We start from the raw sequence: 24,663 nt of genomic DNA on the forward strand, positions 1-24,663 counted from the left end.
GATCGACGAAGCAAGACAACGACAACTGACGTCCGGCCGAAAGGACTGTTCATGTTCTCCAAGACACGCGGTGCCGCCGTGCTCCTCGTGGGTGCGCTGGCCCTGTCGGCCTGCGGTGGCGGCGACAAGAAGGACCCGCTCGGCTCGTCCGGCGGCAAGGGCGGCACCCTCGTGATCGGCACCGCCGACTTCCCCGAGAGCCAGGCCCTCGGCGAGGTCTACGCCCAGGCGCTCAGCGCCAAGGGCATCAAGGCGTCGACCAAGGTCGCCGGGACGCGCGAGGCGTACTTCAAGGCCATCCAGTCGGGCCAGCTCGCCATCGTCCCCGAGTACAACGGCAACCTGCTGCTGCACGTCGACCCGAAGGCGACCGCCGCCACGACCGAGGCGGTCAACGCGGCCCTCGGCCAGAAGCTCCCGTCCTCGCTCGGCGTCCTGGACTCGGCGAAGGCCGAGGACAAGGACTCGGTCGTCGTCACCAAGGAGACCGCCGACAAGGACCACCTCAAGACGATCGCCGACCTCAAGCCGGTCGCGTCGGGCATCGTCTTCGGCGGCCCGTCCGAGTTCAAGACCCGCGTCTCCGGCCTGGTCGGCATCAAGGAGAAATACGGCCTGGAGTTCAAGGAGTTCAAGCCGCTCGACACCGCCGGCCCGATCACCGTCGCGCGCCTGAAGCAGGGCGCGATCCAGGCGGCGAACCTCTTCTCCACCGACGCCGCCATCACCAAGAACGGCTTCGTCGCGCTCGAGGACCCGAAGAACGTCTTCCCCGCTCAGAACGTCACCCCGCTCATCTACCGCAGCAAGGTGACCGCCGACGCGCAGGGCGTCCTCAACGCCATCGCGGCCAAGCTGACCACCGCCGACCTCCTCGAGATGAACTCGAAGATGTCCGTCGACAAGGCCGAGCCGCGCGACGTCGCCAAGGCCTGGCTGCAGAAGTCCGGAATCACGTCCTCCTGAACAGCATGAGAAAAGGGCCCGCGCACCGCGCGGGCTCTTTCTTTTCTCATGGGCGGCGGCCGCCGAGGCGGGTGGTGAGGTCGGCGGCGGTGCGGCGGACCTCGGTGGCGAGGTCGGGCCAGGTGTCGTCGGGGCGGGTCTCGCGGCGGAAGGTGACGGTGATCGCGGCGGCCGGGTGGCCGGTGTGGTCGAAGGAGCAGGCGGCGATGGACGCGAAGCCCGCGGTGACGTGGCCGTCCTCGGCCGACCAGCCGCGCCGGGCGTCCTCGGCCAGGACGCGCCGCAGCTCGCGCAGGGACGCCGGGCCCCGGCCGGTGCGGTCGACGAGCGGGCCGGGGAACAGGGCGCGGACCTGCGCGGCGGGCAGGTGGGCGAGCATCGACAGGCCGCTCGCGGTGAGCTGGGCGGGCAGCCGGACGCCGACGTCGGTGACCAGGGGGGCCTGCCGCCGGGCGGGCTGCTCCTTCAGCAGGTAGAGGGTCTCGGAGCCGTGCAGGACGCCGAGCTGCGCGATGTCCCCGGTGCGGTCGACGAGGCGGCGGAGCAGGGGCCGGGCGAGGCGTTCGAGGGGGCCGTGCCGCAGGTAGGCGGAGCCGATCTCGAAGGCGGCGACGCCGAGGCCCCAGCGGCGGTCCTCGGGGACGTAGGAGACGAAGCCGTCCTCGGCCATGGCCGTGAGCAGGTGGTAGGTGGACGAGCGGGGCAGTCCGAGGCGTCCGGCGATGGCGGAGGCGGGCAGCGGGCCCGCGGACTCGGCGAGGAGCCGGAGCACGGCGAGGGCGCGGCGGGCCGCCGGGACCTGGCCGCCCCCCGTACCGCCGCCCGCCCCGCCCTCCGCGTCGCGCGTCCCTGACCCGGGCTTTACGGTCATACGCCCATTGTCTCGTATCTGAGACAGTACGGCCCGCGCGCGGGTCGCCGGAGGGCGGTCCGCGCGCTGCAATGGGGGTATGAGTTTCGGCATGGGGGACACAGGCATCCAGGTCGGACCGGAACCGCTGACCTTCGCGGAGGTCGTGGCGGTGGCCCGGGACGGCGCGCGGGTCACGCTGACCGGCGAGGCGCTGAAGGCGATCACCGAGGCGCGGGCCGCGATCGAGGAGCTGGCCTCCCGTCCGACGCCCGTCTACGGGGTCTCCACGGGATTCGGCGCGCTCGCGACCCGGCACATCGCGCTGGAGCTGCGCGCGCAGCTCCAGCTGAACATCGTGCGGTCGCACGCCGCCGGGTCGGGCCCGGAGGTCGAGCGGGAGGTCGTCCGGGCGCTGATGCTGCTGCGCCTGCACACCCTCGCGACCGGCCGGACGGGCGTCCAGCCCGCGACGGCGCAGGCGTTCGCGGCGCTGCTGAACGCGGGGATCACCCCGATCGTCCACGAGCACGGCAGCCTCGGCTGTTCGGGCGACCTCGCGCCGCTGGCGCACTGCGCGCTGGCGCTGATCGGCGAGGGTCAGGTCCGGGACGCCGGGGGCGATCTGCGGGACGCCGCGGACGCGCTCGCCGAGGCCGGGATCGAGCCGGTCACGCTCGGCGCGAAGGAGGGCCTGGCCCTCCTGAACGGCACGGACGGCATGCTCGGCATGCTCGTCATGGCCATCCAGGACCTGCGGCGGCTGTTCACCGCCGCCGACCTCGCCACCGCGATGACCGTCGAGGCGCTGCTCGGCACCGACCGGGTGTTCGCCGCGGACCTGCAGGAGCTGCGCCCGCACCCGGGCCAGGCCGTGTCGGCCGCGAACCTGCGGGCGCTGCTCGCCGACTCGCCGATCATGGCGTCGCACCGCGGCCCGGACTGCACCCGCGTCCAGGACGCCTACTCGCTGCGCTGCGCCCCGCAGGTGAACGGCGCGGCCCGCGACACCCTCGCGCACGCCGAGCTGGTCGCGTCCCGCGAGCTGGCCTCGGCCGTCGACAACCCGGTCGTCCTGCCGGACGGTCGCGTCGAGTCGAACGGCAACTTCCACGGCGCGCCGGTCGCGTACGTGCTGGACTTCCTCGCCGTCCCGACCGCGGACGTCGCGTCGATGTCGGAGCGCCGCACCGACCGGCTGCTCGACAAGGCCCGCTCGTTCGGGCTGCCGCCGTTCCTCGCCGACGACCCGGGCGTGGACTCCGGCCTGATGATCGCCCAGTACACGCAGGCGGCGATCGTCAGCGACCTCAAGCGGCACGCGGTGCCGTCCTCGGCCGACTCGATCCCGAGCTCGGCGATGCAGGAGGACCACGTGTCCATGGGCTGGAACGCCGCGCGCAAGCTGCGCAGGGCGGTGGACGGCCTGACCCAGGTGATCGCCATCGAGATCATGGCGGCCGCGCGGGCGCTGGAGCTGCGGCCGCCGCTGCGTCCGGGCCCGGCGACGGGCGCGGTCGTCGCGAAGCTGCGCGAGCGCGTCCCCGGGCCCGGCCCGGACCGCTACCTCGCGCCGGAGATCGCCGCCGCCACCGAGCTGGTGCGGGACGGCTCGCTCGTCGCCGCCGCCGAGTCGGTCACCGGCCCGCTCGCCTGACCGGCGGCACGCCCTGACCGGCCCGACGCCCTGACCGGCGCTACGCACTGACCGGCCCTACGCACCGACCGCACGACCTGACCGTCCGCGCGCGGCGACCCCGCGCGCGACCCGTCTTCCGGAGGAGTTCCCTCATGTCCGGTCCTCGCCCCGTCCGCGCGCCGCGCGGGACGCAGCTCACCACCGCCAAGGGCTGGCCGCAGGAGGCCGCCCTGCGCATGCTCCAGAACAACCTGGACCCCGAGGTCGCCGAGCACCCCGACAAGCTCGTCGTGTACGGCGGCACGGGCAAGGCCGCCCGCGACTGGAACTCCTTCGACGGGATCGTCCGGTCGCTGGAGTCGCTCGAGGGGGACGAGACGCTGCTCGTCCAGTCCGGCAAGCCGGTCGGGATCTTCCGCACGCACGAGTGGGCGCCGCGCGTCCTCATCGCGAACTCCAACCTCGTCCCGCAGTGGGCGAACTGGGACGAGTTCCGCCGCCTGGAGGCCGAGGGCCTCACCATGTACGGGCAGATGACGGCCGGTTCGTGGATCTACATCGGCACGCAGGGCATCCTCCAGGGCACCTACGAGACGTTCGGGGCGGTCGCCGCGAAGCGGTTCGGCGGCTCCCTCGCCGGGACGATCACGCTGACCGCCGGGCTCGGCGGGATGGGCGGCGCGCAGCCGCTCGCGGTGACGATGAACGGCGGCGTCGCGATCTGCGTCGAGGTCGACCCGTCGCGGATCGACCGGCGGGTCGAGCACCGCTACTGCGACGTCCGCGCCGACTCGCTGGACGAGGCGCTGCGCCTGGCCGTCGAGGCCCGCGACAAGCGTGAGCCGCTGTCGATCGGCCTGCTCGGCAACGCCGCCGACGTCGTCCCCGAGCTGCTGCGCCGGGGCGCCCCGATCGACATCGTCACCGACCAGACCAGCGCGCACGACCCGCTCGCGTACCTGCCGTCCGGGGTGGCGTTCGAGGACTGGGACGAGGAGCGCGACAAGGACCCGCAGGGGTTCACCGACCGCGCCCGCCAGTCGATGGCCACGCACGTCGAGGCCATGGTCGGGTTCATGGACGCGGGCGCCGAGGTCTTCGACTACGGCAACTCGATCCGCGGTGAGGCGCAGACCGCGGGCTACGACCGCGCGTTCGCGTTCCCCGGGTTCGTCCCGGCGTACATCCGGCCGCTGTTCTGCGAGGGCAAGGGCCCGTTCCGCTGGGCGGCGCTGTCGGGCGACCCGAAGGACATCGCGCGCACCGACAAGGCGATCCTCGACCTGTTCCCCGAGAACGAGCAGCTCACCCGGTGGATCAAGATGGCGGGGGAGAAGGTCCACTTCCAGGGCCTCCCGTCGCGGATCTGCTGGCTCGGCTACGGCGAGCGCGACAAGGCGGGCGCGGTCTTCAACGACCTGGTCGCGCGCGGCGAGATCAGCGCGCCGATCGTGCTCGGCCGCGACCACCTGGACTGCGGCTCGGTCGCGTCCCCGTACCGCGAGACCGAGGGCATGAAGGACGGCTCGGACGCGATCGCCGACTGGCCGCTGCTGAACGCCATGCTCAACACCTCGTCCGGAGCGACGTGGGTGTCGATCCACCACGGCGGCGGCGTCGGCATCGGCCGGTCCATCCACGCGGGCCAGGTCTGCGTCGCGGACGGCACGGAGCTCGCGGGTGCGAAGCTGGAGCGCGTGCTGACCAACGACCCGGGGACGGGCGTCATGCGGCACGTGGACGCGGGCTACGAGCGCGCGGAGGAGGTCGCCGACGAGCGCGGCGTCCGCATTCCGATGCGCGAGGAGTAGCGGCGTCCGTCCCATCCGCGAGAACCGGTCGCTAAGGAGAACGGGTTGAGTTTCGAGGAGATGTGGGCGGCGCTGCTGCCCGTAGGACGGAACGCCGGCACCGGCGGTTACGACCGTTTCGTGTGGACGCCGTCCGAGCTGGAGTGCCGCGCCTGGTTCCTCGACGAGGCCCGTGCCCGTTCGCTGGAGGTCGAGAGCGACGGGAACGGCAACCTGTACGCCTGGTGGTATCCGGCGGACGGACGGCGCGACGACGCCGTCCTGACGGGCAGCCACCTCGACTCGGTGCCGGGCGGCGGCGCGTTCGACGGGCCGCTCGGTGTCGTGTCGGCGTTCGCGGCGATCGACCTCCTGCGCGCGCGGGGGGTCGAGCCGACGCGTCCGCTGGGTGTCGCGGCGTTCGCCGAGGAGGAGGGCGCGCGGTTCGGTGTCGCGTGCCTCGGTTCCCGGCTGCTGTCCGGTGCGATCGACCCGGCTCGTGCGCGCGCCTTGACCGATGCCGACGGGCGCACGTTCGCGGAGGTCGCGGCCGAGAACGACGTCGACCCGGACGGCATCGGACGCGACGACGCCCTGCTCGGACGCGTCGGCTGCTACGTCGAGCTGCACGTCGAGCAGGGCCGCGCGCTCGCCCCCGAGACGCCGGTCGGCGTGGCGTCCGCGATCGTCCCGCACGGCCGGTGGCGGCTGGACTTCACCGGCGAGGGCAACCACGCCGGGACGACCCGCCTGATCGACCGGCGCGACCCGATGCTGCCGTTCGCGTCGACCGTCCTCGCGGCGCGGGCCGCGGCCGAGCGGCACGACAGCGTCGCCACGGTCGGGAAGGTGAAGGTCGTGCCGGGCGGGGTGAACGCGATCCCGTCCGCCGTCGCGGCGTGGCTCGACAGCCGCGGGCCGGACGAGCGGTCCGTCCGCGCGACGGTCTCCGACGTGCTCGAACACGCCCGCGCCGCCGGTGAGGGGCACGGTGTCGCGGTCGCGCTGACCGAGGAGTCCTACACCGAGGTCGTCGACTTCAACCTGGGGCTCCGTGACCGCGTGGTGAAGGCGCTGGGCGGCGTGCCGGTCCTGCCGACGGGCGCGGGGCACGACGCGGGCGTCCTGTCGGCGGTGATCCCGACGGCGATGCTGTTCGTCCGGAACCCGACGGGCGTCTCGCACGCGCCCGCCGAGCACGCCGAGGAGCCCGACTGCCTCGCGGGTGTGGAAGCGCTCGCCTCGGTACTGGCCGACCTGGTCCGGGGGTAGGGACTCAGTATGCGATGGCACGCCGAGTACGCCTGGCTCGGAGACGGCGTCGCCGCCGACGTCCTCATCGAGGCCGACGGCGAGCGGATCAGCGGCATCACGCGCGGTGTCCCGGCCCCTCCGGACGCCCCCCGCCTGCGCGGCCTCACCCTCCCGGGCCTGGCCGACGCGCACTCCCACGCCTTCCACCGAGCGCTCCGCGGCCGCGTCCAGGCCGACCGGGGCACCTTCTGGACGTGGCGCGAGACGATGTACAAGGTCGCCGAGCGTCTCACCCCGGACTCCTACCGCGCGCTCGCCACGGCCGTGTTCGCCGAGATGGCGCTGGCCGGGATCAGCTGCGTGGGCGAGTTCCACTACCTGCACCACCGTCCCGGCGGTGCCCCCTACGACGAGCCGAACGCGATGGGCGAGGCGCTCATCGACGCCGCCGAGGCGGCCGGCATCCGCATCACCCTGCTCGACACCTGCTACCTGACCGGCGGCCTGGGACAGCCCCTGGCGGGCGCCCAGCTCCGCTTCGGCGACGGTTCGGCGGGGGACTGGGCACGGCGCGTGGACGCCCTCTACGAGCAGAACGACAAGGGCGGCCGTCCTCATGCGCGCGTGGGGGCGGCGATCCATTCGGTGCGTGCCGTCCCGCGTGAGCAGATGCACGCCGTCTCGTCGTGGGCGAAGGAGAAGGGCGCGCCCCTGCACGTCCACCTGTCGGAGCAGCCCGCCGAGAACGAGGCGTGCCTCGAGGCGTACGGCGTGACCCCGACGAAGCTCCTCGCGGAGTGCGGCGCGCTCGGCCCGCTCACCACGGCCGTCCACGCGACGCACCTGACGCCCGAGGACATCGGGCTGCTCGGCGCGACCATGACCGGCGTGTGCATGTGCCCGACCACCGAACGCGACCTCGCCGACGGCATCGGGCCCGCCCGCGACCTGCACCGCGCCGGGTCGCCGGTCAACCTCGGCTCCGACCAGCACGCCGTCATCGACCTGTTCGAGGAGGCCCGCGCCGTCGAGCTGGACGAGCGGCTCCGCACCCGCGTCCGCGGCCACTGGACGGCGCACGAGCTGCTCGCCGCCGCGACCTGGAACGGCCACTCCGCGCTCGGCTGGCCCGAGGCCGGACGCCTCGAACCCGGCGCGTTCGCCGACCTGACCACGATCGCGCTCGACTCGCCCCGCACGGCGGGCGCGGGCCCGGAGTTCGCCGCGGAGACGGCCGTGTTCGCCGCCACCGCCGCCGACGTCCGGCACGTCGTGGTCTCGGGACGGCAGGTCGTCGAGGACGGCCGCCACGTGCTCGTCCCCGACGTCCCTGCCCTGCTCCGCGACACCATCGCCGCCGTCACGGGCGACGAACCGGTTCCGCCGTCCGCCTAGGGCTCGGGCAGCGGAGCGTTCTCCACCTTTCTCCGCCATTTCGCCGCCCTGGCCTGGCGCGCCGACGCGATCTGGCGTGCTGCTCGGATCTGGCGCGACGACGCCCCCGCCCCGTCGCGCCAGATCCCGAGCACCTTCCACAGCCGTTTGCTGACCGGGTTGATCAGGCCGGTCTCCGCGCAGAGGTCGCGGAGGCCCGCCACGGCGTCCGCGAGGGTGTCCCGGGACGCGTCGGACCGCCAGTACGCCTGCCGCATCACCGGCCCCGGGACGCCGAACCGCCGCGCCATCGCCGGCGGCGGGGTGAGGACGACGACCGCCATCACCTTCGCCGTCGGCGGGACGCCGAGGCTCAGCAGGAACCGGGACGGGGCCGTCATGCGCGGCACGTGGTGGCGGAGGTACCGGCGTCCGAACGCGATGTGCCGGGCCTCCTCGGCGACGTGGATCGCCATGATCCGGGTGAGGAGCGGATGCCCGTCCTCGCTTTCGCGGAGCACCCGCCGCTGCATGTGGTCGATCGGCTCCTCGCCCGCGAGGACGCCGAAGAAGAACAGCGCGGGCGCGACCGCGCCGAAGACCGGAACGGCCTCGGCGGCCCACCGGAGAACGCGGGACATTCCCGGGGCGTCCATTCCGCTGCGGTCGACGAACTCCTGGAACATCAGCCCGTGACGGCCCTCCTCGATCATCTCGTGGTAGACGTACCGGAACTCCGCCGACCCGTTCGGCAGCCGCCAGGCGAACGCCAGCAGCCCCCTGTTCAGCAGGTTCTCGAACTGCATCCCGACCTTGGCGACGTTCGCCTGCCGGTACAGCCCGAGCCGCGCCCGCTCGTCGGACGGCAGCGACCGGTACCAGGGATGGGCCGCGAGCGGATCGGCGCGCGGCAGTTCCCAGCGCGGATCCGCGGGGTCGATCGCGTACTCGGGATCGTCCCAGGGAATGTCGCGGAACGGTTCCCAGTGCTTTTCGGCGGACGCCTTGGACAGCCTTCTCAGTGCCTTCTCGTAATCGAGATCCGTGACAGTCATCCCCGCCCTCGGTAAATGAGTGACGTCGTGCCCGTTGTGACCGAATCTTTCTTTCACGGTCAACCTAGGAACCGCCCGCCACCGGGTCAACCGTCCGTGATCGCCCCGACACCCGCCCCCGCCCCGCGAGGTGCGCAATCAAGCACTTTCCGCCGTGATGTCCAATACCGGCCACCCCGCTCCGCCCGTCCCGCCCGCGCGCGAGGATCACCGTCCATGACGCCCGACCCCGCCCGCCCCTCGCCCGCCCGCGTCTACGACTACCTGCTCGGCGGCCACGACCACCTCGACGTCGACCGCGCCGCCGCCGAGGCCGTCCTCAAGGTCGAGCCCGACGCGCGCGAGTCGCCCCGCCGCAACCGCGACTTCCTCGGACGCGTCGTCCGGCACCTCGCCGGGCTCGGCGTCGACCAGTTCCTCGACATCGGCTCCGGCCTGCCGACCGCCGAGAACGTCCACCACGTCGCGCGGTCGGTGAACCCCGGCGCCCGCGTCGTCTACGCCGACAACGACGCCACCGTCCTGGAGCAGGCCAACGCGCTGCTCTCGGGTGACGACCGCACCGCGTTCGTCCACGCCGACGTCCGCGACCCCGCCGCGCTCCTCGCCGACCCGGCGCTCGCGATGCTCGACCCCGGCCGTCCGACGGCCGTGCTGCTGGTGGCCGTCCTGCACTTCGTCGCGGACGCCGACCGCCCGTCCGACCTGGTCGAGGCCCTGCTGGCGTCCGTCGCGCCGGGCAGCTACCTGGTCATCTCCCACGTCACGGACGAATCGACCACACCCGAGCTCCGCGCCGCGATCCACGACACGTACGCGAACGCGCCCGCGCCGCTCCACCTGCGCCCGCGCGCCGAGATCGAAGCCCTGTTCGGCGGCCGCCCGCTGCTCGCCCCCGGCCTCGTCGACGTCCAGGACTGGCGTCCCGCCGAACGCCTCGCGCCCTCACGCCTCCGCCTCCTCGGCGCCGTCGCCCCGGTCGCCTGACCGGCCCGGCCGCGTCCCCACCGGCGCCCCGCGACCATCGCCAGCACCACCGCCTTCGCGGGCGGCCGGAACGTCGCGGATGTCGCCCTTGAGGGTAGATAGAACGTTCTGTATAGTCCTGGCCCATGGCCGACGACAGCAAGCCCCCCGCCCGCCGCCGCATCCTCGACGCCGCCGACGAGCTCTTCTACGAGAACGGCATCAACTCGACCGGCGTGGACGCCGTGATCGAGTCCGCCGGGGTCGCGCGGATGACCTTCTACAAGCACTTCGGCGGCAAGCAGGCCCTGATCATCGCCTACCTCGAAGGGCGCGAGACCCGCTGGCAGCTGCGCCTCCAGCGGGCCATCGACGCCGCGGGCGACTCCCGCGGCCGCCTGCTCGCGGTCTTCGACGCGCTCAGCGGCTGGGCGTCGTCGGAGTCCCGCTTCCGCGGCTGCTCCTTCGTCAACGCCCTCGCCGAACTCGCCGAGCCGAACCACCCCGCGCGCGCGATCGTCCACGCGTACAAGGCCGCCCTGCGCGACTGCGTGTTCCAGCTGGCCGAGGAGAGCGGGACCGCCGATCCCGAACTGCTCACCGACCAGCTGCTTCTCGTCTACGAAGGGGCGATCACCACGAACTCGCTCGGCAACGTCGAGGCCGCCTTCGACAAGGCGCACTTCACCGCCGAGCAGCTCATCAACGCCGCCGTTCCGGTGTCCGCCTGACTCAGCGGGGGAGCCGGAGCGCCCGGACGATCGCCTGGTAGCCCGTGTCGTTCGGGTGCAGGCCGTCCTCGTACACGTACGCGAGCCGCGGACGGTCGGGGGCGGCCGGGTCGGCCATCACCCGGTCGACGTCCAGGACGGTGTCGAACGTCCCGCTCGTCCGGACCCACTTGTTGATCGCGATCCGCGTCTTCTCGACCGTCGGCGACCACACGGGGAACAGCGCGCCCCGCATCGGCAGGATCGTCGTCCCGACGACCTTGATCCCGTGCGCGTGCGCCGCCTTCACCAGCTGCCGCTGCGCGTCGATGACCTGCTGCGCCGTCGACGGGCCGCCCGGGACGAGGCACGGGTCGCCCGGCGTCTCCCGGATGTCGTTAGCGCCCAGGTGCAGGATCACGGAGCGGACGCCCGGACGGTCGAGCACGTCCCGCTGGAACCGCGCCGGCGCCTTCTCCCCGGCGCACGCCGAGTCGTACCGCAGCCGGTTCCCGCCGATGCCCGTGTTCGCGACGCCGACCGTCCCGCCGAGCCGGGCCGCCAGCAGGGCGGGGAGCGTGGAGTCCGCGCCACTGGCCCCGACACCGTCGATCAGCGAGTCCCCGAACGCCACGACCGTCCCGGTGCTCCGGCCCCCGGAGACGTCGACCCCGGACAGGTAGTAGGACGAGTCGGTGGTCTTCGTGTACGCGTCGGACCCGACGTCCCCGACATGGTCGCCCTGCGCGAGGAACGAGGCCCGCCCGCCGACCCGGTGGAACGTCGCCGGCCCGGTCGGGGTTGTGAAACGCAGCGTGATCGCGAGCTTCTCCAGCGGCACGGTCGAGAGCTTCACGGGGTCGCTGAGCGCCTCCGCGCCCGGCCGCACGACCGGGGCCGTCCGTCCGCCGAACGTCAGCGGGACGCTGGTGCCCGGCCACACCTTGGCGCCGCCCGCCGACCGTCCGACGGCCGCGCCGTCCACCTTGAGGAGGGACTTCCCGAACAGGTTGGAGACCCGGACCCGAAGCCGGGTTCCGCCGGAGCTCAGCCGCACGACCTGCCGGAGCGACTGCCCGGAGAACCCCTGCGTCGACCAGTTCTGCCCGGAGTCCTCGTCCCCGGCGATCGGACGCTGCATCGCCGCGCCCCAACTCTGCGTCCAGCTGGGCGCGGCCTTGTCCGGCGTCTGGGCGACCGCCGTCCCGCCGGCCAACGCGAGGACGACCGCCCCCGCCAGGGGCAGGCGTGCCCGCCGCACTATCGATGAATTCATGATCAGGATTCCACCGCGCCGCCCACCCCGGAGACATCGCAGCCACCCCCACACTTCCCGGTGGGGCAAACCCCCGCCTCCACCGCCTGCACGACCCGCTCCGCCGCCTCCTGGAGATCGATCAGCGGATGCCGCACGTACACCCCCTGCGGCCCCCGCCACGAGAACGTCAGCGGACAGACCCACACGTTGAGCCCGCCGACCGAGACGATCGACACCGCCCCGTCACTGGACCACTCGGCCCGAAGCCCCCGAGCCGCCAGCGCGTCCACCAGCCGCCGCGCCGCGATCCTAGGCGCCACCCGCCACGGAGGCCGAGGCCACCGCTCCGGCAACGGCAAGGTGAACCAGGCGGCCTTCCCCACCACAGGCGCGTGGGAGAGCCGAGACCGCGACAGATGGCACCCCCACCCCGAAGCGACCGCCGCGACGATCCCCAGCCCCTTCCCGCTCTCGTCGAGCAACTCCCCGCCATGTACCGCGGGCAGGGCGGCCCGATTCCCGTCGAAGACCGAGACGACGAGCTCCGACCGAGGCCGACTCCGAGCCCACACCCAGAGCTCGATGGAACCCCCGGCATGCCGGTACGCGTTCGTGGCCAGCTCACTGACCGCCAGCACCCCGTCCTCCACCAGGGAGGCGTCGAAGCCCACCTCCGCCATGGTTGCTTCGACCACCCCCCGAGCCCGCCCCGCCCCCAACGCGTCCGGCGGAAGCTCCCACAGACAAGCCCCGCCATACGGAAGATCACCCGCACGCCCACCCATTCCGATCACCCACCGTCCCGCTGTCGCCTCTTTCTGTAACTTCCAGACGAGCGTGACCCTCCGTGCTTACGGTGATTACGCATTCGGATGTACTGAAACATCCGTCCGGACAAGGAGGCGGGGCCCATGGCCGGCCTGGATTCACTCGACCCACAGGCGTCGACGTGGGACCTCATAGCCGTTCAGCTGCGGATACTCCGCGTTCAGCACGGCTGGACGTGCGAACAGGTGGCGCGCACAGCCAACGTCTCGCGCTCACATGTTTCGAACTGGGAGGCGGGCCGCCGCCGTCCGCGCCGTCCCGAGCTCGTCGCACTCGACGAGGCGTGGAACACCGGCGCCCTCCTCGCGACCCTCCACGACTACGCGACGGACGGCCACGACCACACGAGGCTCGGCGCCTACCTCGACCACGAGGGCAAGGCCGAGACGATCGAGGGCTTCAACTCGGACCTGGTCTTCGGCCTCTTCCAGACCGAGGACTACATGCGCGCCCTGTTCCAGGCGGGCGGAGTCGTGGAGGACGTCGAAGCCGAGGTCACCAAGCGCCTCGCCCGCCAGGAGATCCTCACCCGCCCGCACCCCCCGAAGCTGTGGATGGTGCTCGCCCAACCGGCGCTCTGGTGGCAGGTGGGCGGAAGCGAGGTGATGAGAGCGCAGCTCGCCCACCTGCTGGAGATCTCCCAACGGCCGAACGTGAGCCTTCGGGTGCTTCCCGTCTCGGCGGGCTGGTCGTCGATCCCCGGATCCCTTTCGATCATGAATTCGAGGGACGCGGAGATCGCCTATCTCGAAGCGGGGCGTATGGGTAGGCTCTACGATCGTAGGCCCGAAGTGCAGGAGGCTCGCGCTCGCCTCAACGAGATCAATGCGCGAGCGTTCTCCGAGAGTCAGTCATACGCCCTGATCGAGCACACGATGGGACTGGTGAAGTGACCTCATGGCGCAAGTCGTCGCACAGCGATGACGCCGGTGGACAGTGCGTGGAAGTGGCCGCATTGCGCGAGCAGGTGGCCGTCCGGGACAGCAAGGCCCCAGGGGCCGGTCACTTGAACCTCGCCCCCGCCGCATTCGCCGACCTGCTCGCTTGCGTGAAGGCGGAGCGCGGCACACAGTCGGAGGCATGACCCCCAACTGGCGCAAGTCCAGCCACAGCCACGACTCGAACTCCGACTGCGTCGAGCTGGCACGGCTGCCGACTGGCCTGGGCATTCGCGACAGTAAGGCCTCCCAGGCCGGTCACCTCGTCCTCCCGCGCAGCGAGTTCGCCACCCTGCTCGCTGGCCTGAAGCAGGAAATGCGTTCACACTCATCCACATGAGCACTCGGTGGCGTAAGTCGTCGCACAGTGATGAAGCCGGTGGACAGTGCGTGGAGCTTGCAGCACTGAACGGCAATGTGGCCGTCCGCGACAGCAAAGTTCCCGGAGCCGGTCATCTGAACCTGACTCCCAGCGCATTCGCCGACCTGGTCACTTGTATGGGGACGGATCGCGGAGCACAGTCGGAGGCATGACCCCCAACTGGCGCAAGTCCACCTACAGCCTTGGTGAGAACTCAGACTGCGTGGAGCTGGCCCGCCTGAACGCGGGTCTTGGCGTCCGCGACAGCAAGGCTCTTGAGGACGGTCATCTCACGCTCTCGCGCGACACGTTCGCTGATCTGCTGGCTGGCGTGAAGCGCGAGAACGGTCCAGGTTCGGGTGCTTGAGGCATCCCGGACGCCTAGGCAGCGCTGAACGCACGCACGCGCGACGCAAGCCGAGTCAAACGTTGAATGGCTGTGCTGGCGTTATCAGCGTTCGGGCGAGTTCGAGCCTGGTGCGGTGGTCCTCGATCCAGTCATCGGGAAGGCGGATCGGCAGCGTCACCGAGGTGAGCGACGCGACGGCGTCCGTGACGGTGACCTCGGTCCATGTGCGGGGGCCGGACGGGTCGCCGGCCTCGACGGGGACGATCGTCATCTGCGGACCGCGTCCTTGTTCCATCCACGCCCCAGAGCCCCCGGCGGCCAGGGTGTCCAGGATCGCCGCCCACTCGTCCAGGTCCTCTCTGAGGAGGTGCACCTCGTCCAAGTGGCCGTGAGCGAACTCGCTGGTCGCCGTGATGCGGACCTCGAGAGTCTCGAGTGGGCCGGGCGCGACGACCTCCACGATGACGCTGTTCTCACCGTCATCGAACTTGATCAGTTCCACAAGCTTCCTTCCACTTCAGCCAGGGCGTCGGAGGGGTCACCCCTGTTCGAGGGACTCGATCGCGGGGCAGACCGCAGCGTTGAGCGCGGGCACCAGGATCTCGATGTACTCGACGGCGACGGACACCAGGTCGTCGGAGTCGGCGGAGGCGGGGACATCGGGCAGGTCCACATCCAGCGGAAAGAGGAGACAGACCGACGCGAACGCGTACCCGCCGCCATTGCCGAGTGCGAGCGGTTCGTCGGACGAAAGAGACCAGAAGCTGTCCTCTACGTCATCACCCCAGCCGACCTGCGTCACTTCGGCCGGAAGCGGCGCGGTGAGTGACACGCTTGCGACCGGCAGCACGTCAGCGCCTTTGATATTGCGTGACAGGCGTGACCAGTTGACGAGCTTGTGGTGGTCCACGTACAGGGGGGCGACGTAGTCGCTGCGCAACCTCGGCGGTAGCGTGGCGGACCGCCAGGCCAGCTCCGCGAAATGGGCGCGAGCGATCTGCTGGTCCCTTCTGTGGTCGGAGTAGACCTCCCACGGCGTCCCGTCGCTGTAGGCCGCCAAGCGCACGCGATCGGCGAAATGGTCGACGATGGCGCGGACCCGACCCGGGCTCTGCTCGCGAAGGATGGTGAACGGCGTGCTCAACCGGCGCTCTCCTCACGATGGGCATGGCGGCGACCGCGAACGATCATGATGCCCTGGCGGGGGGTCTGGGCGTGAGGTCTCACGTGTGTGAGGAACGGCGGGCGAGCGCGGACGGGGTGGTTGTTGGGTGGGCGGGGGACTGGGGTTACTGGGCGGGCGGGAGGCTCTCGCCCTCGTTGCAGAAGAGGCCTGTCATGGGCTTGTTCGGGTACGGGCCTCGTCCGGCGAGTTCGTTGTAGACGTGGACGGGGAAGGCGTACTTGTCCCCTCCGTTGGGGTCGGGCCACACTCCCTTCTTTCCATAGGTGACGAAGTCGAGGCGGAGTTTTCGCTGGTCGTGGCCGTAGGAGATGCAGGCGTACCAGTCGAGTCCCGCGTTCTCGTCCTGGCGGATCTCGGCCTGGACGGGCCCCTGGAGTGGCGTGGCGAAATGGGTGATGAGCCATTGCGCGCCCGCCTCGCCGTCGGGTGACCGGCGATGAGTCGTCAGGTCCACGTCGAACTCGGCGATCCCGGACGCGTCGCGCTGCCGCAATCGCTCAATGACGTCCGACACCCGTTGCCGCAGCCGGGAGTCACCCTCGCCGGTGAAGGTCACCCCCGCCGCCGGGTGGACGGCGGGACGGTGCTTCTGCGGCCACCATACGAACGCGGCGACGGCGGCCGCGAGTAGCAAGGCTCCGGCCAGCGCGATGACCGATTTCAGCGGCGGGCGCTGCCGCGTTGCCATCGGTGCCATGACTTCACCCAATCGACCGTCCGTCCGGGGGAGGGGGCGCGTTGTGCCGGTGACGTCGCCGCGTCGGGCGATGCCGAAGGATCATTGTGTGTCACCCGGAATCGCGCGGACGCAGCCGTGGCTCACGTTGGCCACGCCGAGGTATCACTGAGCGGACGCCACTTCCCGGTGAACATGTTCACCGCTGGTCGTGATCCGCACCGCTCACGGGATCTCCTCGGCGTGGCCCTGTTCGTGTGGGTCAGACGAGGTCGAGGACGGCCTTGCCCTGGATACGGCGGGTCAGCAGGGCCTCCACCGCCTGCTCCGCCTGGTCCCAGGGGGTGCGCCAGCCGATCTGGGGGTCGAGCCGGCCCTGTTCGAGCAGGTGGAGCAGGTCGGACGTGTCGGCGGCGAAGGGCGCGGAGACGGCGAACGGCTCGAGGCGGCCGTGACCGCCGCGCATGCGGGCCTCTTCGAGGTGGAGGACGTCGGGCTCGCGGGACGCCCAGCCGATCGACAGCAGGACGCCGCCGGGTTCGAGGAGAGCGAAGGCACCCGACAGCAGGCGTCCGCCGACGTTGTCGAGAACGCCGTAGACCGGGGCGTCCGGCAGCGCCGAGCCCGTGAGGATCTCGGCCGCGCCCAGCTTCTCGAGGCCCTCCGCCCGCTCGGGAGCACCAACTGAAGCGATCACGTGCGCTCCCGCCTGGGCGGCGAGCTGGACGGCGAAGCGGCCGACGCCGCCGGACGCGCCGGTGACGAGGACGCGGCGGCCGAGCACCGAACCCAGCCTCCGCACCGCCTGAAGTGCGGTGACGCCTGCGGCGGGGACCGCGGCGGCCTCGCCCAGATCGATGGAGTCGGGGACGACCGCCACGTTCGCGGTATCGGCGGCGCGGAGCTGTGCCCAGCCTCCCGTCCCAGCGAACGACACGACACGCGTTCCCTCCGCGGGGCCCGAGCCGTCGGCGGCGGCTTGGACGACGACGCCCGACGCGTCCTTGCCGAAGACCTCGCCGGGACGCAGCTGCCGTTCCGCGAAGGCGAGCTCGCCGAAGTTCAGCGACGCCGCCTCAACTCTGATCAGTACCTCGGACGGCCCCGGACGCGGCTCGTCGATCTCGTCGAAACGGACGCCATGGGCGGTGGTGGGGTCATAGACCAGGGCGCGCATGCACACTCCTTGAGGGGAAATCTAACTACCCAGTTAGTTCAGTAGGGAACGCTAGCAGACTGAACTAACCGGTTAGGATGGCCGCCATGTCACCCCGACCGTCCGCACGCGAGCGACTGCTGGAAGCCGCGCGCGAGCTCTTCTACGCCGAGGGCTACGGCGTCTCGATCGACGCCGTCACCGAGCGTGCGGGCGTCGCCAAGCCGACCGTGTACGCGCACTTCAAGTCCAAGGACGCGCTGATCGGCACCATGCTCACCGCCGCCTGCGACGACTGGTTCACCGACCTGGACGCCGAACTGGAACGCCGCGCCGGGGACCCCGCCCGCCGCCTGCTCGCCCCCTTCGACCTCCTCGCCGCGCACCTCCCGGACCCCGCCTACCACGGCTGCATCCTGGTCAACAGCGCCGCGTCCTTCCTCGACACCGAGCACCCCGCCCACGCGGCGCTCGCCACCCACGACCAGCGCATGCGCGACCTCTTCGAACGCCTCGCCACCGAAGCGGACGCGACGAACCCCGCCGGCCTCGCCCGCCAGCTCCTCGTCCTCTACGACGGCGTCAAGGCCCGCGGCCTGGTCGACAACTCCGGCGAAGCCGCCCGCGACGCCCGCACCGCCGCGATCCTCCTCCTGGCCGCCGCCCGCCTCCACGACGCCACCGCCACCGCCTACTAACGCCCCCTCCCGCCCGTCCCCGACCCGACGTCCTCGCCCGCGGCGGGCGACCGCAGTGAGGGCCACCCGCGCGACGCCCGCGACGCCCGTCCGTGCTGAGGGGCGTGGGGGTTGGGATCGGTAGGGTGACCTGGTCGTTTTCTGGCAGAAAGGTCCCCGTGAGCGCGTCCCGTCCGCACGCCCTGTTCTCCTTCGGCACGCTGCTCGACGAGCAGGTGCAGAGCGCGCTGTTCGGAGGGCCCGTTCCGAGCGAAGCGGCGGCTCTCGCGGGGTACGCGACGCGGCCGCTGCGGATCACCGATCCGTCCGTGATCGGGACCAGCGGTCTCGACGTGCACCTGACCCTGGCGCGTGAGATCGGCGCCGAGGTCGAAGGAGCCGTCCTGCGCCTCACGGACGCGGACCTCGCCGCCGCCGACGCCTACGAGGTCGACGACTACGTCCGCCGCCGCGTCCGCCTCACGTCCGGCGCGACCGCCTGGGCCTACCTGGACGCGAAGCCCCTGCGCGCCGCCGCCCGCATCGTCATCGCCGGGGACAGCATCGCCTACGGACGCTGCGACCCCGACGGCGGATGGGCCGCCCGCCTCGCCTCCGCGCACATCGCCGCCAACGAACTCGACCACCGCGTCTTCAACGTCGCCATCCCCGGCAGCACCCTCGACGACGTCCGCGCACAGCTCCCCGCGCTCCTCCCGCCCCGCCTTCCGGACACCCTCATCGTCGCCGCGGGCATCAACGACTCGGCCCTACCGCCGCGCCACGACGACTGGCTCGCGTCCGTCGCGGACAACCTCACCGGCCTGGCGGCGACGGCTCACGACCACAACGCGCGCCTCGTCGTCCTCGGTCCGGCCTGGCTGGACGAATCCCGCACCGCCGCCTTCGGACGCCTCCGTTTCACCCTCGCCCGCGCCGAAGCCCTCCACGACCTCATCCGCACCTGGTGCGCCACCAACCACATCGACCACATCGACATGTGGGAACCCCTGCGCGACAACCCCGCCCTCTTCACTGACGGCCTTCACCCCGGCCCAGAAGGCCACCAGGCTCTCCACGCCCACATCGCCGCCCACACCCGCTGACCACCCCGCCGTGTCTGGGGCGCGGGACGCGTGCGCTACCGGTCGGGGGCCGGGGCGCGGAGGAGTTCCAGGACGGCCTGGACGGCCGGGGTGGCGTGTCGGGTCAGCGCGTGGATGTCGCGGGTGAGCGGCAGGCCCGCGAGGGGGCGCAGCAAGACGTCCGGGGGAGCGCCCTCGGTGCCGCCCTCAGGGACGAGCGCGACGCCCAGCCCCTGCCCGACCATCCGGAGGATGAGCGCGTAGTCGTCCGCGGAGTGGCTGGTCTCCGGGAGGAAGCCCGCGAAGGCGGCGGCCCGTTCGATGAGCTGATGATCGGCGGTGCCCCGAGAGCCGACGATCCACTGCTCGGAGGACAGTTTTCGCAGGTCAACGGCAGTTGACGCGGCAGGGTGGCCGGACGGCAGCGCGACCAGGACGGGCTCCCGGTACAGGAGACGACCGCTCAGCCCGTCCGGCGCGGGCGCTGACGCGGACGCGGCTTCGGCAGGAGGGGGTGTGGCCCCGGACGCGGGGGCAGCGGCGGAGAGCAGGTTGTAGGAGTAGACGAGGGCCAGGTCGCAGCGGCCCTCGCGGAGGGCGGCGGTGGCGTCGGCGGGTTCGTGTTCGTGGATGATGACGCGCAGTTCCGGGAACCGGGTCCTCGCCGCGCGGACGGCGGGGAGCAGGTGGCGTCCGGCGGCGGTGGCGAAGGTCGCGACGTGGACCGGGCCGCGCGGAGTGCCCGCTCCCCGAAGGTCCCTCTCCGCCGCGTCCAAGGCGTTCAGGACGGTGTGCGCGTGGCCGACGAGCCGGTGCCCTTCCGCCGTCAGCCGGACGCGGCGTCCCACACGGAGGAAGAGCCGCACGCCCGCCTCCCGTTCGAGCCGCGCCAGATGCTGCGACACGGCGGAGGACGTCATGCCACCGGCCTCGCCGACGGCGGTCATCGTCCCGTACTCGGCGAGGTCGCGCAGGAGACGCAGGCGCGTGGGGTCCAACATGAAGTCGAACTTACAGGCCATCCCAGAAATACTAAGTGGACCTTGGAGGACGAAGCGGACGACACTACCGCCACACCATCCGGGAAAGGGGCCGCGATGCTCGCCGTCGTGGAAGTGCCGCAGTGGCAGGGATCGTCTTCTCCGACCGCGCCGAGGCTGGTCGAGGGGGCGGCCTGGATCACGTGGCTGATCGGACGCGTCCCGAGCCTCGCTCGGGAGGACGTCGTCTTCTCCAAGGTTCATGTGCCTCCAGGTGCGACGCTCGCGGAGACGGCGTCGCGCGTCCGGGACGTCCTTCCCGAGGACGGGCTGACCGTCACCGTCGGCGGGGACTGCGGCGTGGAGCTGGAGCCGGTCGCCGCGGCGGCCCGGAGGCACGGTGAGCGGCTGGCCGTCGTGTGGTTCGACGCGCACGGCGACCTCAACACGCCGGAGTCGTCGCCCTCGGGCGCCTTCCACGGGATGGTCCTGCGGACGCTGCTCGGCGATGGCCCGGAAGAGCTGGTTCCGCCGACGCCCCTGAAGCCGTCCCAGGTCGCCCTGTCCGGCGTCCGCGCCCTGGACCTGGGGGAGCGCGACTTCATCTGTGACAACCGGTTCGCCAGCGTGGACGCCCTTCCCGGCGACAGCGTCCTCTACCTGCACATCGACCTGGACGTTCTCGACGGCCTCGCCTCGGTCGGCTTTCCGGAGCCCGGCGGCCTCTCCCCGGGCGACCTCCTGTCGCAGGTCGAAGAGCTGTCAGCGCGTCACCGCGTCGTCGGGCTCGGCATCACCGAGTACGCGCCCGCCGACTCCGCTGACGAGGCCCTCCTCGCCGACCTCGTCCCCGAGATCGTCCGCCTCTGCGTGACGTCCCACACCCGCTGAACCGTCCGCGGACAACGCGCCGCCCAGGCTTCGACCGGGACGGTTTTGAGGGGGATGGGCTGTCGGACGTCGTGGCTAGTCTGTCGGCCGATCACCCCCGGGACGAAGGAGCGCCGCTGATGGCCACCGGTCTGGACGACGTCGACTGGGCCTCGCTTCGTGACGCGTACGGTACGGCGGAAGCCTTTCCCGAGTTGCTCGGCCACCTCACCGACCCTGATCCCGAGGTCCGCGAGGAGGCGCTGTACGAGTTGTTCGGCAGCATCTACCACCAGGGGACGCTGTACTCCGCGACCCCGCATGCGGTGCCGTTCCTCGTCCGCGTCGCCGTCGACCCGGACACGCCGGGACGCGCGGGCCCGGTCGGCCTGCTCGGCGCGATCGCCGAGACCGACGACGCGGCCGCGGACGTCCTCGCCGACGTCCAGGCCGCGCTGATCCGCGACGTCCACCTGCTGCTGCCTCTCCTGGACGACCCGGACGATGAGGTCCGCGAGGCCGCCGCCCACCTGCTCGGCAACCTTCCGCACGAGACCGCCGACCAGGTGGTGGCCGCGCTGCGGACGCGCCGCGCCATCGAACCCGAACCGAACATCGTGGCCGGGCTGCTCGCCGCCGCCGCACGCATCGCCCCGCAGGTCAGCGCGGCATGGCTCGCCGAAGAGCTCGCGCCCGGCAGGCCCGACACGGTGCGCGCGGCCGCGCTCTGGGCCTCCGTGTCCGCCGACCTCCCCTGGACGGACGCGTCGGACGAGGCGTTCGCCGAATGCTGGCTGAACGGCGACCCGCTCGACCCGAACTGGATCTGGTCGGTCACGCCCTACGAGGACATCGCCCGGCGGCTCGACGCCCCGTCCATCGCCGCGTTCGCCCGAACCGTCCTCGCGACGGGGACGCCCGTGGCCGCGCGCGCCGCCGTCGACGCCCTGTACGAGCGGTGCGAGCGGTCGCGTTCGGCCCGCGCCGTCCTGGCGCCCTTGCTGGTCGAGGCCGTCGAACACCCCGACCCCGCGGTCCGCCTCGCCGCCGCGCAGGCCGCCAGGGACGTCCCAGAAGCCACACCGTCGACAGCAGACACCCTGGCCGCCCACGCCACCCGCATCACCTCGGCGCTTCCGGCCGTCCGCGCCGTCCCGGCGGATGACGGGCCGCGCCTCCTGTCAGAGGATGATCGGCTGCTCTCGGTCGCCCTCGACGTCCTGATCACGCTCGGGGATCCGCGCTGGCGGGAGCCGCTCGTCCGCGCGCTCGACGCGGGCGAGGTCATGTTCGGCACGCTGCGGACGCTGATCGACGCGGGTGTTCCCTGCGACGACGTCCTGCTCGGGGCCGTTCGGCGGCGGATCGCGGCGTGGCAGGCCGGGGAGGTGCGCGAGACCTACGCCGGTGTGGCGGCGTACAACGAGATCAACGCGCTCACCAGGCTCGTCCACCACTGGGGACCGGACGCGGCCGACGTGGTGCCCGACCTCGTCCCGATCGTCCCGGACGACGTCTGGTGGACGGTCCGGGCGCTCGGCGCGATCGGCGCGGCGGCGTCGGAGGCGGTGCCCACACTGACCCGCGTCCGCGACACGGCGGAATCCTGGAAACTTCGCCTTCAGTGCGCGGAGGCCATCGCCGCGATCACCGGGGACCCCGGCCAGCTCGCCGCGTGCGTCGCCAAGGCGGCCGTCGCGGACGGCGGGGATCCGCCGCTCGCCTTCGAGACCGCGCTCCGCCACGGCCTCCCCGTGGACGACGTCCTTCCCGCTCTGCGGGCTATGGCGACCCGGCCCACGGCCGCGATCGGGGAACGGATCGTGGCCGCCGGGCTCCTGATCGATCAGGGCGACACCGCCCCCGCGATCGGGGCCGCCGTCGAAGCGCTGGACGCCGGAAAGCACACCAGGGAGGCCCTGGAACTCGCGGGCCGTGCCGGACGCGCCGCCGCCGGGGAACTCGACCGCAGGGTGCGGGCGCGCGTCGGCCACCGTGACGACGCCCTCGCCGCCGGGCTCGCGCTGTACCGGATCACCGGCGAGTCCGAGGCGCTGATCGCCGCCGTCCGCGCGGGGCTCGAAGGGCTCGGAAGCGGCCGCTGGCTCGACGAGCCGCTCCGCGAACTCGGCCCGGACGCCGCGGAACTCGTGCCCGAGCTGCGGGAACGCGCGCTCGGCGACGCCCCGGCCTCACGCCGTGGGACCAACGGCGACCAGATCCGCGAGGACGAGAGGGAACGCGCCCGCCTCCTCACCCTCCTGACCGCCCTCGACGTCTGAGAGCGCGGCGCGGGTCAGGGACGGACGACCGCGTCGGCCTCGATCTGGACGAGCAGGTCCGGCGCGAACAGGGCGCCGACCTCCACCAACGTCGCCGCCGGACGGTGCGGGAAGAACCGCCGGAGCAGCGTCACGATCTCGGGGCGGCGGCCGATGTCGGTGAGGTACACGCGGAACCGGACGACCTCGTCCAGGGCCGACCCGACCTGCCGCAGCGCGATGTCCATGCGCCGCAGCACCTCGGTGGTCTGCGCGATGACGTCGTTCCCGCCGACCGCGCCGCCGGCGTTTGCCGCCGTCGTCCCGCCGATCCACACGGACTGCCCGACGCGAACGGCCTTCGGGTGGGCCAGGGCCTCGTCGAAGGCCGGCTCGAATCCCACGATCTCATCCACCGGACGAAGGTAGCGGCGGCCGCGACACGACGAACAGGCCCGTTACCAAATTCTCAGGCAATCCGGGGGCTATTCGGCAAGCCCGGCGATTTCGGATCTGGGTGCGTTTCCACCGGTGCAGACGACGGCGACGCGCAGGTCCGCGAAGTCGTCCGGAGCGGCGAGGACGGCCGCCAGTGCCGCCGCCCCGGCGCCCTCCGCGAGCGTGTGCGCGTGCGAGGCGAGAACACGCTGCGCCTCCCGGATCCGCTCGTCCGAGACCAGCCGGAACTCGGCGAGGCCCTTGCGCAGCAACCGCTGCGGCAACGCGAACCCGCGCCCGGTGGCCAGGCCCTCGACGGCCGTCCGGTTGGGGCGTTCCACGGTGTTCCCCGCGCGCCAGGAGTCGTGCGCCGCGGGCGACGCCGACGACTGGACGCCGATCACCCGGCACCGGGGCGCGACGGCGGCGGTGACCAGGCACGCGGCCGCCGCGCCCGTGCCGCTCCCCACCGGCACCACCACGGCGTCCAGGTCGGGCCGCGCCTCGAGGACCTCCAGGTAGGCGGTCCCGACCCCGGCCATCAGCTCGGCCGTGTCACCGGGGCTGACCAGCAGCAACTCGTCGGCGAGGGCCTCCGCCGCGTGCTGCGCCCCGGCCATGTCCGCGCCGCTCAGCAGTACCCGCGCGCCGTAGCCGCGCGTCGCGCGGATCTTCTCCTCGCTCGCCGACTCCGGCATGACGACCGTGCAGGACGCGCCGTACTCGGCGCACGCGTACGCGATCGACTGGGCGTGGTTCCCGGTCGAGTACGTCACCAGCCCGCGCCGCCGCTGCTCCGGCGTCATCCCGGCGAGCAGCGTCAGCCCGCCGCGCACCTTGAAGGCGCCCGTGGGCTGCGTGTTCTCGTGTTTCACGAACACCGACGCGCCCGCCGCCTCGTCCAGCACGGGATAGGACCACAGGGGCGTCGCGGGGAGGTGCGAGGACAGCAGGTCGCGGGCGGCGAGGACATCGTCGAACACGGGGAGTCGCATG

At 72.2% G+C, this 24,663-nt stretch carries 27 protein-coding genes; 16 read left to right on the forward strand and 11 right to left on the reverse strand.

Annotated elements, in window-relative coordinates; all coding sequences use genetic code 11:
• Positions 1 to 51 precede the first annotated feature (51 nt).
• Entirely contained in the window at positions 52 to 966 is a 915-nt protein-coding gene (locus tag EBO15_RS14985; protein ID WP_122195000.1) for an ABC transporter substrate-binding protein, read from the forward strand.
• Positions 967 to 1,012: 46 nt separating this feature from the next.
• On the opposite strand, the gene EBO15_RS14990 is transcribed toward EBO15_RS14985, so the two are convergent.
• Positions 1,013 to 1,837, reverse strand: coding sequence for an IclR family transcriptional regulator (locus tag EBO15_RS14990; protein WP_122195001.1), 825 nt, complete (start codon positions 1,835 to 1,837; stop codon positions 1,013 to 1,015).
• 91 nt (positions 1,838 to 1,928) lie between these two features.
• Here EBO15_RS14990 and hutH point away from each other — a divergent pair, with 91 nt between their 5' ends.
• The 4 genes from hutH to EBO15_RS15010 all read left to right on the forward strand — a co-directional run bounded on the left by hutH (position 1,929) and on the right by EBO15_RS15010 (position 7,894).
• Positions 1,929 to 3,473, forward strand: coding sequence for a histidine ammonia-lyase (gene hutH / locus EBO15_RS14995; RefSeq protein WP_122195068.1), 1,545 nt, complete (start codon positions 1,929 to 1,931; stop codon positions 3,471 to 3,473).
• A 134-nt stretch (positions 3,474 to 3,607) separates the two neighbouring features.
• Positions 3,608 to 5,266: a urocanate hydratase gene (gene hutU, locus EBO15_RS15000; protein ID WP_122195002.1), complete on the forward strand. Its 1,659-nt coding sequence runs from the start codon at positions 3,608 to 3,610 to the stop codon at positions 5,264 to 5,266.
• Between the two features lie 45 nt (positions 5,267 to 5,311).
• The gene (locus EBO15_RS15005; RefSeq protein ID WP_199744543.1) at positions 5,312 to 6,517 is read left to right on the forward strand and encodes an allantoate amidohydrolase; all 1,206 of its coding nucleotides are present in this window, start codon (positions 5,312 to 5,314) and stop codon (positions 6,515 to 6,517) included.
• A gap of 9 nt (positions 6,518 to 6,526) precedes the next feature.
• A complete protein-coding gene (locus tag EBO15_RS15010) occupies positions 6,527 to 7,894 on the forward strand; it encodes a formimidoylglutamate deiminase (RefSeq protein WP_122195003.1) in 1,368 nt (455 codons plus the stop codon).
• Here the strand turns inward: EBO15_RS15010 and EBO15_RS15015 are convergent.
• Positions 7,891 to 8,928: an AurF N-oxygenase family protein gene (locus tag EBO15_RS15015; protein ID WP_122195004.1), complete on the reverse strand. Its 1,038-nt coding sequence runs from the start codon at positions 8,926 to 8,928 to the stop codon at positions 7,891 to 7,893. The genes EBO15_RS15010 and EBO15_RS15015 overlap by 4 nt on opposite strands.
• 216 nt (positions 8,929 to 9,144) lie before the next feature.
• Here EBO15_RS15015 and EBO15_RS15020 point away from each other — a divergent pair, with 216 nt between their 5' ends.
• Positions 9,145 to 9,915, forward strand: coding sequence for an SAM-dependent methyltransferase (locus EBO15_RS15020; RefSeq protein WP_122195005.1), 771 nt, complete (start codon positions 9,145 to 9,147; stop codon positions 9,913 to 9,915).
• A gap of 125 nt (positions 9,916 to 10,040) precedes the next feature.
• Complete coding sequence (locus EBO15_RS15025; RefSeq protein ID WP_122195006.1) at positions 10,041 to 10,625, forward strand: TetR/AcrR family transcriptional regulator; 585 nt, start codon at positions 10,041 to 10,043, stop codon at positions 10,623 to 10,625.
• A gap of 1 nt (position 10,626) precedes the next feature.
• Here the strand turns inward: EBO15_RS15025 and EBO15_RS15030 are convergent, their stop codons facing one another.
• Together EBO15_RS15030 and EBO15_RS15035 are read right to left on the reverse strand one after the other, a co-directional pair.
• Positions 10,627 to 11,880, reverse strand: a complete 1,254-nt coding sequence (locus EBO15_RS15030; protein WP_147481506.1) for an SGNH/GDSL hydrolase family protein — start codon at positions 11,878 to 11,880, stop codon at positions 10,627 to 10,629.
• 2 nt (positions 11,881 to 11,882) lie between these two features.
• Positions 11,883 to 12,647 (reverse strand): ATP-binding protein, encoded by a 765-nt coding sequence (locus EBO15_RS15035; RefSeq protein ID WP_325051908.1) that lies wholly within the window; start codon positions 12,645 to 12,647, stop codon positions 11,883 to 11,885.
• Positions 12,648 to 12,773: 126 nt separating this feature from the next.
• Between EBO15_RS15035 and EBO15_RS15040 the strand changes: the two genes are divergently transcribed.
• The 5 genes from EBO15_RS15040 to EBO15_RS15060 are packed head-to-tail and all read left to right on the forward strand — an operon-like array spanning position 12,774 to position 14,356.
• Positions 12,774 to 13,583, forward strand: a complete 810-nt coding sequence (locus EBO15_RS15040; RefSeq protein ID WP_122195009.1) for a helix-turn-helix domain-containing protein — start codon at positions 12,774 to 12,776, stop codon at positions 13,581 to 13,583.
• The gene (locus EBO15_RS15045; RefSeq protein WP_122195010.1) at positions 13,580 to 13,774 is read left to right on the forward strand and encodes a DUF397 domain-containing protein; all 195 of its coding nucleotides are present in this window, start codon (positions 13,580 to 13,582) and stop codon (positions 13,772 to 13,774) included. Before EBO15_RS15040 ends, EBO15_RS15045 begins: the two co-directional genes overlap by 4 nt.
• Positions 13,771 to 13,968, forward strand: coding sequence for a DUF397 domain-containing protein (locus EBO15_RS15050; RefSeq protein ID WP_122195011.1), 198 nt, complete (start codon positions 13,771 to 13,773; stop codon positions 13,966 to 13,968). The genes EBO15_RS15045 and EBO15_RS15050 overlap by 4 nt, the downstream gene beginning before the upstream one ends.
• Positions 13,965 to 14,162, forward strand: a complete 198-nt coding sequence (locus tag EBO15_RS15055; RefSeq protein WP_122195012.1) for a DUF397 domain-containing protein — start codon at positions 13,965 to 13,967, stop codon at positions 14,160 to 14,162. Before EBO15_RS15050 ends, EBO15_RS15055 begins: the two co-directional genes overlap by 4 nt.
• A complete protein-coding gene (locus EBO15_RS15060; protein ID WP_122195013.1) occupies positions 14,159 to 14,356 on the forward strand; it encodes a DUF397 domain-containing protein in 198 nt (65 codons plus the stop codon). The genes EBO15_RS15055 and EBO15_RS15060 overlap by 4 nt, the downstream gene beginning before the upstream one ends.
• 55 nt (positions 14,357 to 14,411) lie before the next feature.
• Here EBO15_RS15060 and EBO15_RS15065 read toward each other — a convergent pair whose 3' ends face one another.
• From EBO15_RS15065 to EBO15_RS15080, 4 genes are all read right to left on the reverse strand, one after another.
• Positions 14,412 to 14,840, reverse strand: a complete 429-nt coding sequence (locus EBO15_RS15065) for a DUF5959 family protein (protein ID WP_122195014.1) — start codon at positions 14,838 to 14,840, stop codon at positions 14,412 to 14,414.
• A gap of 36 nt (positions 14,841 to 14,876) precedes the next feature.
• Positions 14,877 to 15,482, reverse strand: coding sequence for a hypothetical protein (locus tag EBO15_RS15070; RefSeq protein WP_122195015.1), 606 nt, complete (start codon positions 15,480 to 15,482; stop codon positions 14,877 to 14,879).
• A 145-nt stretch (positions 15,483 to 15,627) separates the two neighbouring features.
• A complete protein-coding gene (locus EBO15_RS15075) occupies positions 15,628 to 16,221 on the reverse strand; it encodes a hypothetical protein (RefSeq protein ID WP_147481507.1) in 594 nt (197 codons plus the stop codon).
• 241 nt (positions 16,222 to 16,462) lie between these two features.
• Positions 16,463 to 17,377: a zinc-binding dehydrogenase gene (locus EBO15_RS15080; protein ID WP_122195017.1), complete on the reverse strand. Its 915-nt coding sequence runs from the start codon at positions 17,375 to 17,377 to the stop codon at positions 16,463 to 16,465.
• An 86-nt stretch (positions 17,378 to 17,463) separates the two neighbouring features.
• Between EBO15_RS15080 and EBO15_RS15085 the strand changes: the two genes are divergently transcribed.
• Positions 17,464 to 18,054 (forward strand): TetR/AcrR family transcriptional regulator, encoded by a 591-nt coding sequence (locus EBO15_RS15085; protein WP_158628238.1) that lies wholly within the window; start codon positions 17,464 to 17,466, stop codon positions 18,052 to 18,054.
• 158 nt (positions 18,055 to 18,212) lie between these two features.
• Positions 18,213 to 19,139, forward strand: coding sequence for a GDSL-type esterase/lipase family protein (locus tag EBO15_RS15090; RefSeq protein WP_122195019.1), 927 nt, complete (start codon positions 18,213 to 18,215; stop codon positions 19,137 to 19,139).
• A 35-nt stretch (positions 19,140 to 19,174) separates the two neighbouring features.
• On the opposite strand, the gene EBO15_RS15095 is transcribed toward EBO15_RS15090, so the two are convergent.
• Positions 19,175 to 20,119, reverse strand: a complete 945-nt coding sequence (locus EBO15_RS15095) for a LysR family transcriptional regulator (protein ID WP_158628239.1) — start codon at positions 20,117 to 20,119, stop codon at positions 19,175 to 19,177.
• A gap of 96 nt (positions 20,120 to 20,215) precedes the next feature.
• On the opposite strand from EBO15_RS15095, the gene EBO15_RS15100 reads away from it, so the two are divergent.
• On the forward strand, positions 20,216 to 20,989 hold the full coding sequence (locus EBO15_RS15100) for an arginase family protein (protein ID WP_122195021.1): 774 nt from the start codon (positions 20,216 to 20,218) through the stop codon (positions 20,987 to 20,989).
• Between the two features lie 119 nt (positions 20,990 to 21,108).
• On the forward strand, positions 21,109 to 23,250 hold the full coding sequence (locus EBO15_RS15105; RefSeq protein WP_122195022.1) for a hypothetical protein: 2,142 nt from the start codon (positions 21,109 to 21,111) through the stop codon (positions 23,248 to 23,250).
• A 14-nt stretch (positions 23,251 to 23,264) separates the two neighbouring features.
• Here the strand turns inward: EBO15_RS15105 and EBO15_RS15110 are convergent, their stop codons facing one another.
• Together EBO15_RS15110 and EBO15_RS15115 are read right to left on the reverse strand one after the other, a co-directional pair.
• On the reverse strand, positions 23,265 to 23,645 hold the full coding sequence (locus tag EBO15_RS15110) for a Rid family hydrolase (RefSeq protein ID WP_199744544.1): 381 nt from the start codon (positions 23,643 to 23,645) through the stop codon (positions 23,265 to 23,267).
• A 69-nt stretch (positions 23,646 to 23,714) separates the two neighbouring features.
• A complete protein-coding gene (locus EBO15_RS15115; protein ID WP_122195071.1) occupies positions 23,715 to 24,662 on the reverse strand; it encodes a threonine ammonia-lyase in 948 nt (315 codons plus the stop codon).
• Position 24,663: the final 1 nt, after the last annotated feature.

This window comes from Actinomadura harenae, assembly GCF_003696215.1.
Taxonomy (GTDB): Bacteria; Actinomycetota; Actinomycetes; order Streptosporangiales; family Streptosporangiaceae; genus Spirillospora; species Spirillospora harenae.

Excerpts from the sequence above, each read along its gene's own strand:
- EBO15_RS15115 (WP_122195071.1), bottom strand. The coding sequence starts at position 24,662 with ATGCGACTCCCCGTGTTCGACGATGTCCTCGCCGCCCGCGACCTGCTG.
- EBO15_RS15030 (WP_147481506.1), bottom strand. The coding sequence starts at position 11,880 with ATGAATTCATCGATAGTGCGGCGGGCACGCCTGCCCCTGGCGGGGGCG.
- EBO15_RS15100 (WP_122195021.1), top strand. The coding sequence starts at position 20,216 with ATGCTCGCCGTCGTGGAAGTGCCGCAGTGGCAGGGATCGTCTTCTCCG.
- EBO15_RS15010 (WP_122195003.1), top strand. The coding sequence starts at position 6,527 with ATGCGATGGCACGCCGAGTACGCCTGGCTCGGAGACGGCGTCGCCGCC.
- EBO15_RS15060 (WP_122195013.1), top strand. The coding sequence starts at position 14,159 with ATGACCCCCAACTGGCGCAAGTCCACCTACAGCCTTGGTGAGAACTCA.
- EBO15_RS15085 (WP_158628238.1), top strand. The coding sequence starts at position 17,464 with ATGTCACCCCGACCGTCCGCACGCGAGCGACTGCTGGAAGCCGCGCGC.
- EBO15_RS15050 (WP_122195011.1), top strand. The coding sequence starts at position 13,771 with ATGACCCCCAACTGGCGCAAGTCCAGCCACAGCCACGACTCGAACTCC.
- EBO15_RS15055 (WP_122195012.1), top strand. The coding sequence starts at position 13,965 with ATGAGCACTCGGTGGCGTAAGTCGTCGCACAGTGATGAAGCCGGTGGA.
- EBO15_RS15020 (WP_122195005.1), top strand. The coding sequence starts at position 9,145 with ATGACGCCCGACCCCGCCCGCCCCTCGCCCGCCCGCGTCTACGACTAC.
- EBO15_RS15035 (WP_325051908.1), bottom strand. The coding sequence starts at position 12,647 with ATGGGTGGGCGTGCGGGTGATCTTCCGTATGGCGGGGCTTGTCTGTGG.
- EBO15_RS15080 (WP_122195017.1), bottom strand. The coding sequence starts at position 17,377 with ATGCGCGCCCTGGTCTATGACCCCACCACCGCCCATGGCGTCCGTTTC.
- EBO15_RS15040 (WP_122195009.1), top strand. The coding sequence starts at position 12,774 with ATGGCCGGCCTGGATTCACTCGACCCACAGGCGTCGACGTGGGACCTC.
- EBO15_RS15075 (WP_147481507.1), bottom strand. The coding sequence starts at position 16,221 with ATGGCACCGATGGCAACGCGGCAGCGCCCGCCGCTGAAATCGGTCATC.
- EBO15_RS15105 (WP_122195022.1), top strand. The coding sequence starts at position 21,109 with ATGGCCACCGGTCTGGACGACGTCGACTGGGCCTCGCTTCGTGACGCG.
- EBO15_RS14985 (WP_122195000.1), top strand. The coding sequence starts at position 52 with ATGTTCTCCAAGACACGCGGTGCCGCCGTGCTCCTCGTGGGTGCGCTG.
- hutU (WP_122195002.1), top strand. The coding sequence starts at position 3,608 with ATGTCCGGTCCTCGCCCCGTCCGCGCGCCGCGCGGGACGCAGCTCACC.
- EBO15_RS14990 (WP_122195001.1), bottom strand. The coding sequence starts at position 1,837 with ATGACCGTAAAGCCCGGGTCAGGGACGCGCGACGCGGAGGGCGGGGCG.
- EBO15_RS15025 (WP_122195006.1), top strand. The coding sequence starts at position 10,041 with ATGGCCGACGACAGCAAGCCCCCCGCCCGCCGCCGCATCCTCGACGCC.
- EBO15_RS15095 (WP_158628239.1), bottom strand. The coding sequence starts at position 20,119 with ATGTTGGACCCCACGCGCCTGCGTCTCCTGCGCGACCTCGCCGAGTAC.
- EBO15_RS15015 (WP_122195004.1), bottom strand. The coding sequence starts at position 8,928 with ATGACTGTCACGGATCTCGATTACGAGAAGGCACTGAGAAGGCTGTCC.
- hutH (WP_122195068.1), top strand. The coding sequence starts at position 1,929 with ATGGGGGACACAGGCATCCAGGTCGGACCGGAACCGCTGACCTTCGCG.